Source organism: Pseudomonas sp. NPDC086278, from assembly GCF_050280905.1.
Lineage (GTDB): Bacteria > Pseudomonadota > Gammaproteobacteria > Pseudomonadales > Pseudomonadaceae > Aquipseudomonas.
Genome location: NZ_JBNNWE010000001.1, coordinates 12,016 through 26,114, shown reverse-complemented (window position 1 = coordinate 26,114; position 14,099 = coordinate 12,016). Strand labels below are relative to the sequence as shown.

Below are 14,099 nucleotides of genomic sequence, written 5' to 3'. Positions count from 1 at the left end.
GGATTGGGCTTCGACGAGATAAAGATTACGCCAATCATATTTTGTCTCAAATGCCGAATACACCACCTTTTAGGACATACGCCTTCTACGCTCGATTGGCGCGCTGAATCACCTGCGGCGGCTGGCCGAACGCGCGGATAAACGCCCGGCGCATGCGCTCACGGTCACCAAAACCGGTGTCGGTGGCGACCACATCTATCGAATGCCGACCGGTCTCCATCATCAGCCGCGCGGCCTCTACCCGCAGGTTTTCGATCGCTTTGGCCGGTGATTGTCCGGTTTCGGCATGGAACACCCGGCTGAACTGCCGAGGGCTGAGGTTGGCGGCGCCGGCCAGCTCTTCCACCGACAACGCCGATTTCAGGTGTTGTTTGGCGTAGGTCAGCGCGGCCTGGATACGGTCGGTTTTCGGTTCGAGGGCCAGCATCACCGAAAACTGCGACTGGCCGCCCGCACGCCGGTGATACACCACCAGTTGCCGGGCGACATTGCGCGCCACTTCGGCGCCGCAATCCTTTTCCACCAACGCCAGGGCCAGATCGACGCACGCGCTCATGCCGGCAGCCGTCCAGACGTTGCCGTCATTGATGAAGATGCGGTCTTCTTCGACGTTGACCTTGGGATACGCCCGCTGCAACGCCGGGGCGTGGCACCAATGCGTGGTCGCCCGCCGACCATCCAGCAAACCGGCTTCGGCCAAGGCAATCGCGCCGGTACAAATCGAACCCACACGCCGGGTGCTCTGGCTGGCGTTGCGCAGAAACGCCACCAGGCCCGGTGAAACCGGTCGGATCAGGTTATCCCCCATCACCAGCAGCGTGTCGAACGGGCGCTGGTCGAACGCCGTGGTTTCCACGCCGAACCCGGCGGAGGTCTGCACCGTGCCGCCGTGCTCGGACAACAAGAAAATGCGGTACACCGGTTCCTCGGCAACGCTGTTGGCCAACTCGAACGTGGCGCACATCGCAAGGCCGAGGACCTGGAAGCCGGGGTAAACGATAAGTCCGATGTGATGCACGGGTTGCCTCTGCTATGGCCGAAAAGGTGTCATGACGATTTTCAAGCCACTCTACGCCAACGCGCCCTGTTTTAAAGAATGGCAAGATCAACGGTTAATATCATTGGCGGATTGTGTCTTACCCGCGTTACAACTTACCGCTGCAATAACAACAGCCAATCAAATAACTAAGCATTGAACTCCAACACACTTGTTATTTGGGTCTATAACTAACTTCTGATCGACGGCCATTCGAGGGAAAGGCCATGGATAACAATAAGGACTCAGGCGCCAACCTCGCATTCTGGTTGCCAGGTAGTGCAGTCATTCTCAGCCTCGTGATATCGACATTCGCACTGACCCGCGAACCTTTTCTCGAACCACGACCGATTGGCGCGCAGTTTCAAGCGCAATTGCCTATCGAGGCGCGGTTATGGCAAGACCCTTTTGATGCGCTGGAGCGCTATCGCAAGAAACTCGTCGACAGTAAGAGCGATCAGGCCGACCAACTGTGCGGCTCAGCCATCGTGCAGCATCCGAATGAAGACACTCCAGACATCATGGTGGCGCTCGTTGAGGGTGGCCCTTATGCCGATGAAGTTGAACGGCGGCGACGGATTCGATATGCCTTGCTGGCGGGTTTCAAGAACTCCAACCGGGTGCCCGACCAAGAGCAATTCATACAGTGCCTGAAACTTGCCGGCGATCTTTCCACTGACCTGCCAACAAAAACCAACTTCATCGACATCCCCTATGAAACGTTTGTCGATAACCCACTCGATCCACCGCTAAATGTGGAAAACACCACAGGGCTTCCCCGTCGAACCCTGGTGTTGTGGTTGAAACAGGACGCGCTGAATACCGAGCCTCTGAAGATGCTCGATCGATTGAACAAGACTTTGAACACCCAACTGCACTCGGGGTGCACCCCCGGTGATTGCCCTGAGCGCGCCGACGATGCCGACGATGCCGAGTTGAAAGTCATCGGCCCCGCCACTTCAACGGTGCTGCGGGACATGTTCAAGGAAGAGAGCCATGGGGGGGCAAAAGCCAATATCGAGATTTACTCGCCCTTGGCCACGGCCGACAACCAGACCCTGGAACGCGGCTTGAAAACCCTCTCCTCATCGCTTCCCGACCGCAAACGAATGAAGTTGCTGCGCACCGTCAGCGACGACGGCACGATGATGCAATTACTCCTGGAAGAACTGAAACTGCGCCACGTCGATCCGGCAACCGGGCTGCGTTGCAACAAAGGCAGCTTGCAGCGGGTCGGGTCGACGTGCACAGAGTCCGGTTTTCCGCGGGCCGACCGCGTCGCGCTGATCTCGGAATGGGACAGTTTTTACAGCCGCGCGCTGATCGAAAGCTTCAAGGCCCAGGTGGTCGACGACGCCAATTTGCGCGACGACAAGGAAAAAGCAGTGGTCAACCAGTGGATCCTGCGCTTCAGCTATTTGCGCGGCCTGGACGGCCGTCTGCCAGAGGAAGCCGCCAGCAGTGACAAATCGGCAACGGTCGATACCGGCAAAAACAAAGCCGACGCGAACAAGATCGACCTCAGTCCGCTGGAAAAGGCCGACGGCAACTCTCAACTCGATTACTTGCGACGCCTGGCCGACCACATCGCCAGCGAGGACGCGAGGTATCGACGAAACGGTGAAAGCGGCATTGGCGCCATCGGCATCCTGGGCGTGGATGCCTACGACAAACTGTTGGTGTTGCAGGCGCTGAAAAGCCGGCTGCCGTACAAGGTGTACTTTTCCACTGATCTCGACGCACGGATGTTGCAACGTGGCCAGGCCGAAACGACACGCAACCTGGTGTTGGCCGCGCCCTACGGACTGACGCTGACGCGCGCCTTGCAACAGGACGTACCGCCGTTTCGCGACAGCCTGCAAACCTCGGTGTTTGTCTCGGTGCTGGCCGCGCTGGCGCCGCAGTCCTTCGACGCCAAGCGCGCAAAATTCGACTACTCGAAATCCGAAATGCTCTCACCCGGCATCTACGAGGTGGGCATCAGCGGCTTTATTCCCCTGGCCAGCAAGCTCACCGAATCGCGTCCCGCCAACTGCGAAGCCCCGACGCTGCTGTCGCGGTCTGATCGGGGTGTGCGTCCACACGACCTCATGGCACTGCGCTGCCTGCAGGATCCCTCGCCACCGCCCTACCCTGAGGCTTCGCCATCGGCACGGGAACAATTCCGGAACATGCAATCATTCTTCTGGGCCGGGCCACTGACCTTCACGCTGCTGTTGATCGCGGCATTCATCGTCTGGCGGCGAATAGAAATCCCTCAAGCGGTCCCGCCAACGTCCAGGCTTCTGCAAAACCCGCAGGACAGCAAACGCGAATCGGCGCTGGACTGGGTACGCGGCATACCGATGACGTTGTACATGGTGGCCGTGCTGTGCGCCTACATCGCCACGCGTTTCTGGCGCGTGGAGTTTTTCTGGATCACGTTCGCGATGATCCTGCTGGGCATTGCCTCGTCGAATTTCATCCGCCGATCCGACCGGCAACTGGCGCGCACCGATGGCAAAACCGGCAGCGACCTGAAAGTCTTGCCGACCGCGTCGGCGTGGTATGTCGTGGTCCCGTTGGTGTTCTTTATCCTTGCATTGATGCTGGCGTATCAAATGCGCAGCGACTTGACGGACAACGGCCTGGGTGAGCCGATGTTTCTGTTTGAAGGGATCAGCGCCTGGCCAACCGTGGCGCTGCGCCTGCTGGCGGCGCTGATCTGCGTTGCAGCGCTGGCCTGGGGGTGGCGCAACCTGCGCGTCAACCGGGACGAGATCGAAGCCTCCTACCACCTGCGCCTGCACATGCGCCGGTATCAGATGAGTCTGTGGGGGCAGATCCAGCGTTTTCACCGTGAAGGGAAAGACTGGAACTTTCGTCGCTGGAGCAACGAACTGGGGCAACGGCTGATGCAGATTTTTTTTCCGCTGCTCAATGCCAATGAAGACTGGTTGAAGCGTGGCACGTCGGCCCAGGCGAGTTGCATGGACGGTCGCAAGATGATCTCCATCGCGCGCTTCTGGGGCGAGCACTGCATCTGCGGCTCGTTCGGTGCGCGGATGCTGCGGGCGTTGCTGGCCACCTGGGTTTTCCTGGTGGTCACCAGCGTGCTCTTTGTCGTCTGGCCCATGGAGGGTATCCCCGTACGCGGCGAATCGGATATCTGGAGGACGAGCTGGCTGGTGCCCACCCTGCTGTTTCAACTGCTGGTGTTCTGGGTGGTGGACGCCAATCTGCTACTGACACGATTCATTCGCCACTTGAGCGCGCACTATGCGATCTGGCCCGGCAGCCTGCAGTTGGAGCACAAGGAAATTTTCGGCGTGCTTAAACATCCCTGCATCGATGAATGGGTGGATGTGCAACTGATTGCCAAGCGCACGTCAGCCGTCAATCGCCTCATCTACGCACCCACTGTAGTGATGCTGATCCTGCTGGCGTCGCGCAGCAGTCTGTTCGATAACTGGCCGACACCGCCGAGCATCGTCATTACCTTCCTGCTGACCGCGCTGATCTTGCTCGGCTCCGCGCTGTCGTTGCGCCGCGCCGCAGAAAAGGCGCGCACCGTTGCCTTGCGACGCGTCGATGCCTATCTGCTGAAGACACCGGAGACGACACCGAACTACGACAAATTCCGCATGATCCGCGACCGCATCGCGACGTTGAACACCGGCTCTTTTTCCCGCTATTCCGAAGACCCGCTGATCAGGGCGCTCCTGCTTTCACTGACCGGGATCGGCGGTTCGGCGATTGTCGACGCCTTGAACTACGCGAAGTTCTAAGCCCATGGGCGTTCGGTCGAACGCCCATGCGTAGCTCCCCGATCAGAGCTGGTTAGCCATCGCCATGTTCACGAACCGCGTGTCGAACCGGAGCTTGATGTTGTTCGCGTCACCCAGCGTCGAGCCATCGGCGAACTGCATGCCCACGGCATCGGCGCTGGTCGCTGCCTGACCGAGCAGGCCTTTGGCGAAGGAGAAGGTGCGGACCTTGTCCATGGTGTGGCGGATGGCGTCGGAGTTGGCGAACGCGAACGCGGTGGTCGGCGTGTAAAACAGCATGGTTTGGGTCAGTTGTTCCTCGTAGCCTTTAAGGTCGGTGCCGGAACGTTCCGCCATCGAGGTCCGTGCGGCAATGGCTTGGCCGTTGTCACCGGACATCAATTGCAGCGTCTCGAACCAGGCGCCGACCAACGCCTTGCCCAGCTCCGGGTTGGCTTTCAGGGTCTCGGTGTTCACCGCCATCATGTCGATGATCTCGCCCGGGATTTCCTTGGAGGTGAAGACTTGAACCGCCGTCGGCGACTGCTTCATCACCATGCTCAGTTGCGGATTCCACAACGCGGCGGCGGTCACGCCGGGCGTGGTGAACGAGGCCACCGCGTCGGCATCCGAGGTGTTCATGATCTTGATGTCACGCTGCGACAAGCCGTGAATGTCCAGGGCGCGGGACATCAGGTAATCAGAGACCGACAGCTCCACCAAATTGACCTGCTGGCCCTTGATGTCGGCGAAGGTCTTGCCGTGTTTGAGCACGATGGCGTCGTTGCCGTTGGAGTAGTCACCGAGGATCAGCCCGGTGGTGTCGACCCCGTTGGCACTCGGGATGGTCAGGGCATCCATGTTGGTCATGCCGCAGGCATCGAACGCACCGGCAGCGTATTGGTTGATCGACTCGATGTAATCGTTGAGCTGCACCAACTCGATCTTGATCCCGTACTTCTTCGCCCATTTATCGATGATCCCGTGCTCACTGGCATAGCCCCACGGCATCCAGCCGGAATAGATCGACCAGGCGACTTTGAACTCCTGTTTCTTCTCGGCCGCCGAAGCGCCGGACGCGAGACAGAAAACGGCCAGCAACACCGCTGCGATACGGTAAAACACGCACGAAAATGCCTTCATGGAAACCTCACGGGTTATGAAATGGGTGACGCGTTGAAATCAAACGAGCGGCTGGGTGTAGCGGCTCAAGGTCGGGGATTCACGCTCGTACCACTGCGCGGCGCCGCAAGTGAAACCGGTGGCCTGGGCAAAACTGACGGTCGGTTCCAGCGTGTCGATCACGAACAGTCGTTGTCGGGCAACACCGTCGATGATCAGGTTTTGGGTGACGTGTTTGCCGTCGGCCAACACCTCGAAACCGTCCAGTGGGGTCAGGGGTTGTCCAAGCCGTCCGGCGCAGGTCGACAGCGTCACGCCGAAGCCTGTTTCGAGGGCACCCTGAGCCACCGAGGTCTCGAAATTGAAAGCGCGCTTGAGCCACGTCGGATCGTCGGCGTGGCGGGCGACCAAGTCGCGTAACGGTTCGCCGTCCGGGCTGGCCGGCAGTGGGTCGGCGCGCCCGAGCACCATGGCCGCATGCTCGCCGCAGACAATCAGACCACCGCCACGGTGCTGAACGATGCCGCTTTCCAGCGCCTTGTCTTCGATCAAACGAAGACCGATCAAAGCGCCCGGCGCCGATGACTGCAATCGCCAGTCTTCGACATAGGCACCGCTGGGCGCGAACTCGATCATGCAATTGCCGATGCGCTTCAACACTCCGGGTTCCGGCCAGCGGTTGTGCACCTGCAACGAGGTATCGGTGTGCCAACTCAACACCTCGCCTTCCCACGAACACAACGCCTCCCAGCCTTCGTAATTGGCCAGGGTCTGCAACTCTTGCGCGCTGTATTCCGGCAATGCTCTGGCCGGCACTTGCCGGTCTTCCAGTGGCAGGCGCAGGTCGATGGTGAACGTGCGGCTTTGAAACCAGCAGACGTGGGTTTGTGTATCGGTCAGGCCGTTGGCGAAGCTGATCGCACGGCGTTTGTAGAAGCCGAGCATCCAGTCCGGAACGCCGTGGGTCGGCTGTTGTGGGTGGCGGGCAACGAGCTCAAGCAAGTGCATGTCAGACCTCCTCCGCGACGGCGACACGACCAAACGACGACAGCCCTTTTGCGCCGTCAGGCAAGCGCAACTCGCCGGCCGCCAAGCGTTGCTTGAGGTAGCGGAACGTTTGCAGGGTTTGCGCGTACAGGTGATCGCCGCAGACAACCGGCCCATAGCGGCTCGGTGTCGCCGGGTCGACCAGTTGCGCGATGGGCTCGATCACCGTGTCGTAATCACAGGCGCAAAACATCGGAAACGCATACCGCTCCTGGCCGACTTTGCGCACGCGATGCGCGGTGGCGACGTAGGTGCCGTTGCTCAACACTTCCATCATGTCGCCGATGTTGATCACAAACGCGCCGTCCACCAGTGGCACGTCGATCCACTGCCCTGCCCCGTTCATGACTTCGAGGCCCGGCGCAGTCGGCAGCAGGATGGTGAAGCACTCGTAATCGGTGTGCGCGCCGATCCCTGGACGGTCGACCGGCGCGTCCGGCGAGAACGGGTAATGGATCAGCCGCAACTGGCTGGGTGGGTTATTCACCCGTTGACTGATGGCGTCTTCCGGCAAGCCCAACGCCAGCGCGAAGCCTCGAAACAGGGTCAGGCTGAGATTGAACACGGCGTCGTAGTAAGCCTTGATGTCGTCCTTGAACCCCGGCAGCGTCGGCCAGCGATTGGCGCCGAGCATCGGCCGCTGCCCGCCCAGCCGTCGATAGTCGAACCCGACGTCGAACGCTTCCTTGTGATCGATGCTGCCCTCGACAAATTGCTCTTCGCCTTCGGGCACATAACCGCTGTGGTTACTCGAAAGGCCGATGTAATCCTGCATCTTCTGCTCGGTCGACTGCGCAAAATATTCCACCGTCCGTTGCTTGAGCCTCTGGATGATGTGCGGGTCGACGCCGTGACCGGTCACATACAAAAAACCGGCTTGCGAGGCGGCGGCTCCCAGCGCATCGGCGGCGGTCAGGCGTTCAGCTTCGACGCTCGAAAACAACCCGTGGATGTCCACGAGGGGCAAGGAATCGAACGCTGCGTGAGGGGTAATTCGAGGCGTGGGCGCCATAAGTAACCTCCTGATGATTAGTCAAAATGTCACCTGGTCGTCCAGATATCGCAGAGCCGTGAGGCCTCCGGGTCGTCCCGGATCAAGCGCACCAGAAGCGGTGCATCGGAAATTTAGCAAGGTGCGTGCCACGTCGCTTCGTGGCACTCGGCAAGCCCGTATCTGATTGTTTTTAAACGAACATCACGGTTCTGCGGGGTGATTCGTCGGCGCACGAACAGCACCAGAATGGCGCTTGCGCAGCACCGTCGCTACTTCGCCGCCCCATCACGCGGCTTGTAGAACTGGAACCTGCCAATGCTCGCGGTTTTGGTGTATTTGTCGGCCCAGTCCGGCCTCACGGTCCGGTCATGGAAATACATCGCGCCACCGGTGTGATCCGGCAGTTGTTTGTTCAGGGCCTTGCGCGCGATTTCCTTGGCCAGCGCATATTCGGCTTCTTCCTGGACCGTGTCCGCTTTGCCATCGCACCACCATGAAAACTGGCAGGCATGTTTTTCCGAACCTTGTTTGACCACCGCGCACACGGTGTCGGGAAAACCTTCGTGACCGAGACGGTTCATGACCACGTTGGCGACCGCTTCCATGTCGGCGGTGTCCTTGCCTTTGGCTTCCCAGTAAATGGAGCGGGCCATGCAGGTGATCGCATCGTCCAGCGGTGCCTTGCCGGCCGGGTCGACGGCCTGGACTTCGGATTGGGTGATCGCCTGGGATTTGGGCACCGGCACGTCGCTGCCTTTCTCCGCGGCTTTTTGCTCAAGCACTTGAGCCTTGTCTTCAGCCACTTCTTTTTTTTGCTCGAGGTCGTCGGCGGTGGCGTATCCGGCAAAAACGCTGATGGCGAGGAAGGCAGCTATCCATTTAACGGACATGGTGGAAGCACTCTGGGAAGGTCGATTCAGTGTAGTAGCCAAATCATGTCAGAGGTTCCGTGACAACGTGCAAAAAGGCATTGCCATCCACGGGGTGATTTCGCGCATCATGGGCGCAGTCCGTCCTAGGGGGTTTTCATGCACGTCTTATCATCCGTTTTGCGTTTTACGGCGTTGTCGTTGGGCCTGGTCGTTGCCGCCACGGCCATCGCGTCCGAAGACACGCAGCTGGCCGACTCGATCAACGTCTATCGCAGCCAGGTGCAGCGTTGCGCCGGCCAGGCCTCGCCGGAGTTGCCGCCGCTGACCAGCGATCCGCGACTGATTCTGGCGGCCACCGGCGCCGTCGACTTGCAACAGGCGATGGCGCGGGCGTCGTACCCGATGGCCCATGTGCAAGCGATCACCCTGAACGGCCCGCGTGATGCGCAGTCCGCCATGCAAGCCATCCAGGAAAGCTTCTGCCAGGTCGTGTTGAACCCGCAATTTATCGATGTCGGCATCAGCCACGAAGGCCGCGACTGGCGCATTGTGCTGGCGCGTCCGCTGTTGGCGGCACGTTTGGGCAGCACCGCCGAGGAAGGCCAGAAGTTGCTGCAAGCGCTGAACGCGGCTCGTACCCAACCGCGTCAGTGCGGCGGCCAGCCGTTTGCCGCGACGACCCCGCTGGCCTGGAACGCGACACTGGCGTCCGCCGCCGAAGCCAACTCCCGGGCCATGGCCAACAAAAACTACTTTGATCATCAGGACCAGGATGGGCATACGCCGGGCGACCGGGCGGAGCTGGCGGGTTACACCTATCAGCAGATCGGCGAGAACATCGCCGCCGGCCAGGACACCGTGCGCAAAGTGGTGGATGGCTGGCTGGCCAGCCCCGGTCATTGCGCCAACCTGATGAACCCGCAGTTCCGCGAACTGGGCGCCGCCTACGCGACCGATCCGAAGAGCGACGCCGGCATCTACTGGACCGCGATGTTCGGCACGCAGTGAGAACAACGGTAAGAGCGGTGCTGCACCGCTCTTACAACGTCTGCTGGGTGTTGCCGATGGTTTTGCCTTTCTCGATGGCCCACTGCATCGCGTCTTCCATGTCCAGCAAATGCGGGGACGGGTTGTGGTCTTCTTCGATGACCGAGCCATCGGGCTTGTACACGCCGATGAACATCTTGAGGGAGCCATCCCGCAAAATCTCGGCTTTCACCTCGATGGTGCAGCCGTTGGACAGCGTTTCCTTGTGCTCGATATGGCGCTCAGTCATCACGTATTCCTCTGATCGTTAACAGATCGACAAGGGTTAACCCGGAATAACCCCCTTCTCCACCAGCCGTTTCAATGCGTTGATCATGACCTCTTCATTGTTGACGACTTCGGTGAACCCCGCACGACGAATCTTGTTCATGTCCGAGATCATGTCGAACTCGGTGTTGAAGATGAAATCACCAAACGGCCAGCCCACCAGCTTGTCGTACGGCAAGGTGCTCAGGTTGTGCGCTTTGGCCAGGCGTTCCCAATCCGCCGCTTTGCCGGGCATGTGCCGCGCGAGGGAGAACGGCTGCGGCGGCGCGACGTCCATGCCTAGTGTTTGGGCCGCAGTGCGCCACAGGCGTTCCCAGCGGAACGGTTCGCCCACCAGATTGAATGCTTCATTGCGCGCCGTCGGGGCCAGGGCGGCCCACAGACTGGCCCGTGCGAGCCAATGGGCATCGGTGAATTGCGCAATCACTTCGCGATAGGTGCGCATCGAGCCCGGAAAGCGCAACGGCACGCCGGCCTGCTTGCTCAATGCCGCGAACACGGCGATCACCAGCGCAATGTTCATCGGGTTGCCGGCGATATCGCCCACCACCACGTCCGGCCGCAGGATGGTCCAATCGAGGCCTTCGCTGGCTTGACGTTCACGCAACAGGTCTTCCTGGGCGTAATAAAAGTTCGGCGCAATGTGCCGCGCATCGTCCTCATAAAACGGCGCCACGCCGGCCCCCAAATGCACGCCATAGACCTTGGCGCCCTGAAAGTGCACCACGCGCTCAAGCGGTGCGCCGACGGCTTTCAGGCCATCGAGCACATTGCGCAGCATGACGGTATTGAGTTCGGACTCGCGCGCCAGGTCCGGATCAGCCTGCAACGCGGCGTAGAACACGTGCGTGGTGTCGGCAGCGGCGGCCAGTGCGGCGCGGGTCGCCTGCGCATCGCTGAGATCGCAATCAATCGTCTCGACGCCTTCGACCGACGTCTTGCGCAGCGCGCGCACGGTCCAGCCCGGCGCGCTGACCAGTGCTTCCACTAGCGCGGTGCCAATAATGCCGCTGGAGCCTACCACCAGCGCTACATGGGAATTACTCATGGGTCGATCCTCTTTCCATTCGATGACATTGCAAGATCAACAAAATTTATCATCGAAAAAAAGAATGTAATAGGCGATAGTTATTGAATCTTTCGGTCCTATTGGTTGCTAATTGAATGCTCGATTCCATTGACGAGTTGCGCTTGTTCAGCGCGGTGTTTGAAGAAGGCTCCATCCGGGCGGCGTCGGAACGCCTGGGAATGACCGCCGCCGGTGGCAGCAAGCGCCTGCTGTCGCTGGAGGATCGCCTCGGGCGACGGCTGTTCAATCGCACCACGCGCAAGCTCAGCCCGACGCCGGATGGCCAGACCCTCTACGAACACGCACAAGCCATTCTCGCCAGCGTGCAGGATGCCGAACGCGGTTTGTCCAATGCCACCGAGATCACCGGTCGCCTGAAAATCACCGCCTCGGCAACGTTTGCCCGAGGTTATTTATCCAGCGCGCTCAGCCATTACCTGACGCGCTACCCGAAAGTCATCGTCGAGCTGCACCCGACAGACCGCATGGTTGATCTGGTAGCAGAAGGCATCGACCTCGCCATTCGCCACGGCGTCATGGCGGACTCGACACTGATTGCCCAGAAGATTTCGCCATCGCGACGGCTGATCTGCGCGGCGCCGACTTATTGGGAAAAACACGGCATGCCCACTTCGCCCAAGGACCTGGCGACGTGTGACGGGCTGATTATCGGCAAGGAAAATCGCTGGAGTTTCGCCCGAGCTGGCGTCGAAAAAACCGTGAAGATGCGCAGCCGTTTCGAATCGGGCATGGGCGAAGTCGTCCGCCAGATGGCCGTCGCCGGCCATGGCGTGGCGCTGCTTGCGGATTGGCATGTCGGCGATGACCTGCGCTCGGGCGTGCTGGTGGAGGCTTTAGCCGACTGGAGCATTGAGCCGCAGAGCGGCATTTATGCGGTCTATCCCTCCCGAGAAAATATCGCGCCCACCGTGCGCAGTTTTGTCGCGCATCTCAAAGAGTGGATGGCGGCTCACCCCGTTGAAGTGGCCTGCGCGCCTTTTTGAGGATTTCCCGGTCGATGAGGACCGACAAGACAGCGGCGTAATGCCACCTATACTCCATTCCACCAACCCCGCCCGGGGCCTGCGCTACCCACAATAAAAAGCAGAGGTGGAACATGGTCTGGCAGCAAATCTACGATCCGTTCAATAACCCAGTGCTTTCAACCGTCATGGCCGCCGTGCCGGTGGTGGTGATGCTGGCCTCCCTGGCATTTTTCCATATCAAGGCGCACATGGCGGCGTTGCTCGCGCTGGCGTCCGCCTTGTTGATCGCGATTTTTGCGTTCGGCATGCCGGCCAACATGGCGGGCTCGGCGGCGCTGTTCGGCGCCGTCAACGGGCTGCTGCCGATTGGCTGGATCGTGCTCAACATCATCTTCCTGCACCGCCTGACCACCGAGAACGGTTCGTTCAAGGTGTTGCAGGATTCCCTGGCGCGCATCACCGACGACCGACGTCTGCAATTGCTGCTGATTGCCTTCTGCTTCGGGGCGTTCTTCGAGGGCGCGGCGGGTTTCGGCACCCCCGTGGCAGTGACCGGCGCCATCCTCATCGGGCTCGGCTTCTCGCCGCTGGCCGCTTCGGGCCTGGCGTTGATCGCCAACACCGCACCAGTCGCATTTGGCGCCTTGGGCACGCCGATCATTACCCTGGCCAAAGTGACCGGGCTGGACGAGATGGAGCTGTCGATGATGGTCGGGCGGCAGTTGCCGTTCTTCTCGGTAATCGTCCCGTTCTGGTTGATCTGGGCGTTCGCCGGCTGGCGCAAGATGCTGGAGATCTGGCCGGCGATCCTCGTCGCCGGGGTCAGCTTCGCGGTGCCACAGTTCCTGGTCTCGAACTACCACGGGCCGATGCTGGTGGACGTGATTGCCGCGCTGATTTCCATGGCGTGCCTGACCTTGTTCCTCAAAGTCTGGAAACCCGCCACGGTGCACACCTCCGCCGCGCTGTCGGGGCGCGTCGACAACTCGAAAATCGACCCGGAGCACGAACAGAAAACCGAGGCCAGCGCGACCTTTTCCAGCGATGCAAAACCGGCGGTGATGCGCGCCTGGATGCCGTGGATCATCCTCACCATTTTCGTCTTCGCCTGGGGCACTCAAGGCTTCAAAAACATGTTCGATACGCGCCCGGCCATCGACCCGCAAACCAGTTCGGCCAAGCTCGACCCGCAGGGCAAACCGATGCGCGAGGCCAACCCAATCTTCTCGCCGGCCGTGACCTTCACCACCCTGCACCTGCAAGTCGAAAAAGTGCCGCCGGTGGTGCCTGCGCCGAAAACCGAAGAGGCGATTTACAAGTTCACCTGGTTCACCGCCACTGGCAGCGGCATCCTGCTGTCCGCGATCCTCGGCGGCCTGCTGATGGGCTATTCGATCCCGCAACTGGCGCGCCAATACCTGCGCACGATATGGGTGGTGCGCTACTCGCTGATCACCATTGCCGCGATGCTGGCCCTGGGTTACCTCACGCGCTATTCGGGACTCGACGCAACCATGGGCCTGGCATTCGCCGCGACCGGTATTTTCTATCCGATGTTCGGCACCCTCCTCGGTTGGCTCGGCGTGGCACTGACCGGCTCGGACACCGCCTCCAACGTGCTGTTCGGCGGCTTGCAACGGGTAACGTCCGAGCAATTGGGCATCAGCCCGGTGTTGATGGCGGCGGCCAACAGCTCCGGCGGGGTCATGGGCAAGATGGTCGATGCGCAATCCATCGTCGTCGCTTCAACGGCAACGCGTTGGTATGGGCACGAGGGGGAGATTCTGCGGTACGTGTTCTTCCACTCGATCATCCTGGCGATTCTGGTTGGCGGGCTGGTGACGTTGCAGGCCTACGTAGCACCGTTCACGCACATGGTGGTCGGGCACTGATTCGGGACACGGTTGCCTGCC

General features: G+C 60.5%; 11 protein-coding genes. 4 read left to right on the top strand and 7 right to left on the bottom strand.

From position 1 onward, the window contains the following. Positions 1–85: 85 nt before the first annotated feature. Positions 86–1,018 (bottom strand): GlxA family transcriptional regulator, encoded by a 933-nt coding sequence (locus ACQKP4_RS00105; RefSeq protein WP_427629249.1) that lies wholly within the window; start codon positions 1,016–1,018, stop codon positions 86–88. 245 nt (positions 1,019–1,263) lie between these two features. On the opposite strand from ACQKP4_RS00105, the gene ACQKP4_RS00100 reads away from it, so the two are divergent. Next, positions 1,264–4,803: a hypothetical protein gene (locus tag ACQKP4_RS00100; RefSeq protein WP_427629247.1), complete on the top strand. Its 3,540-nt coding sequence runs from the start codon at positions 1,264–1,266 to the stop codon at positions 4,801–4,803. Positions 4,804–4,845: 42 nt separating this feature from the next. On the opposite strand, the gene ACQKP4_RS00095 is transcribed toward ACQKP4_RS00100, so the two are convergent. From ACQKP4_RS00095 to ACQKP4_RS00080, 4 genes are all read right to left on the bottom strand, one after another. Next, the gene (locus tag ACQKP4_RS00095) at positions 4,846–5,925 is read right to left on the bottom strand and encodes a putative urea ABC transporter substrate-binding protein (protein WP_427629245.1); all 1,080 of its coding nucleotides are present in this window, start codon (positions 5,923–5,925) and stop codon (positions 4,846–4,848) included. A 39-nt stretch (positions 5,926–5,964) separates the two neighbouring features. Further along, the gene (locus ACQKP4_RS00090) at positions 5,965–6,912 is read right to left on the bottom strand and encodes a hypothetical protein (RefSeq protein ID WP_427629243.1); all 948 of its coding nucleotides are present in this window, start codon (positions 6,910–6,912) and stop codon (positions 5,965–5,967) included. A gap of 1 nt (position 6,913) precedes the next feature. Then, on the bottom strand, positions 6,914–7,963 hold the full coding sequence (locus ACQKP4_RS00085; protein WP_427629241.1) for an isopenicillin N synthase family dioxygenase: 1,050 nt from the start codon (positions 7,961–7,963) through the stop codon (positions 6,914–6,916). Positions 7,964–8,214: 251 nt separating this feature from the next. Continuing rightward, positions 8,215–8,835, bottom strand: coding sequence for a cell wall hydrolase (locus ACQKP4_RS00080; protein ID WP_427629239.1), 621 nt, complete (start codon positions 8,833–8,835; stop codon positions 8,215–8,217). 138 nt (positions 8,836–8,973) lie between these two features. Between ACQKP4_RS00080 and ACQKP4_RS00075 the strand changes: the two genes are divergently transcribed. Further along, positions 8,974–9,825, top strand: coding sequence for a CAP domain-containing protein (locus tag ACQKP4_RS00075; RefSeq protein ID WP_427629237.1), 852 nt, complete (start codon positions 8,974–8,976; stop codon positions 9,823–9,825). A 31-nt stretch (positions 9,826–9,856) separates the two neighbouring features. Here ACQKP4_RS00075 and ACQKP4_RS00070 read toward each other — a convergent pair whose 3' ends face one another. Further along, entirely contained in the window at positions 9,857–10,093 is a 237-nt protein-coding gene (locus tag ACQKP4_RS00070) for a hypothetical protein (protein ID WP_427629235.1), read from the bottom strand. A 36-nt stretch (positions 10,094–10,129) separates the two neighbouring features. Continuing rightward, positions 10,130–11,179, bottom strand: a complete 1,050-nt coding sequence (locus ACQKP4_RS00065; RefSeq protein ID WP_427629233.1) for an SDR family oxidoreductase — start codon at positions 11,177–11,179, stop codon at positions 10,130–10,132. Positions 11,180–11,295: 116 nt separating this feature from the next. Here ACQKP4_RS00065 and ACQKP4_RS00060 point away from each other — a divergent pair, with 116 nt between their 5' ends. Both ACQKP4_RS00060 and ACQKP4_RS00055 read left to right on the top strand, forming a co-directional pair. Further along, positions 11,296–12,204 carry a LysR family transcriptional regulator gene (locus ACQKP4_RS00060; protein WP_427629231.1) on the top strand — a complete coding sequence of 303 codons (909 nt, stop codon included), beginning with the start codon at positions 11,296–11,298 and terminating at the stop codon, positions 12,202–12,204. A gap of 113 nt (positions 12,205–12,317) precedes the next feature. Further along, positions 12,318–14,078: an L-lactate permease gene (locus tag ACQKP4_RS00055; protein WP_427629230.1), complete on the top strand. Its 1,761-nt coding sequence runs from the start codon at positions 12,318–12,320 to the stop codon at positions 14,076–14,078. The last annotated feature ends 21 nt before the right edge of the window (positions 14,079–14,099 follow it).

Coding starts and splice junctions, on each gene's coding strand:
- ACQKP4_RS00070 (WP_427629235.1), bottom strand. CDS start 10,093: ATGACTGAGCGCCATATCGAGCACAAGGAAACGCTGTCCAACGGCTGC.
- ACQKP4_RS00095 (WP_427629245.1), bottom strand. CDS start 5,925: ATGAAGGCATTTTCGTGCGTGTTTTACCGTATCGCAGCGGTGTTGCTG.
- ACQKP4_RS00100 (WP_427629247.1), top strand. CDS start 1,264: ATGGATAACAATAAGGACTCAGGCGCCAACCTCGCATTCTGGTTGCCA.
- ACQKP4_RS00080 (WP_427629239.1), bottom strand. CDS start 8,835: ATGTCCGTTAAATGGATAGCTGCCTTCCTCGCCATCAGCGTTTTTGCC.
- ACQKP4_RS00065 (WP_427629233.1), bottom strand. CDS start 11,179: ATGAGTAATTCCCATGTAGCGCTGGTGGTAGGCTCCAGCGGCATTATT.
- ACQKP4_RS00060 (WP_427629231.1), top strand. CDS start 11,296: ATGCTCGATTCCATTGACGAGTTGCGCTTGTTCAGCGCGGTGTTTGAA.
- ACQKP4_RS00055 (WP_427629230.1), top strand. CDS start 12,318: ATGGTCTGGCAGCAAATCTACGATCCGTTCAATAACCCAGTGCTTTCA.
- ACQKP4_RS00090 (WP_427629243.1), bottom strand. CDS start 6,912: ATGCACTTGCTTGAGCTCGTTGCCCGCCACCCACAACAGCCGACCCAC.
- ACQKP4_RS00075 (WP_427629237.1), top strand. CDS start 8,974: ATGCACGTCTTATCATCCGTTTTGCGTTTTACGGCGTTGTCGTTGGGC.
- ACQKP4_RS00085 (WP_427629241.1), bottom strand. CDS start 7,963: ATGGCGCCCACGCCTCGAATTACCCCTCACGCAGCGTTCGATTCCTTG.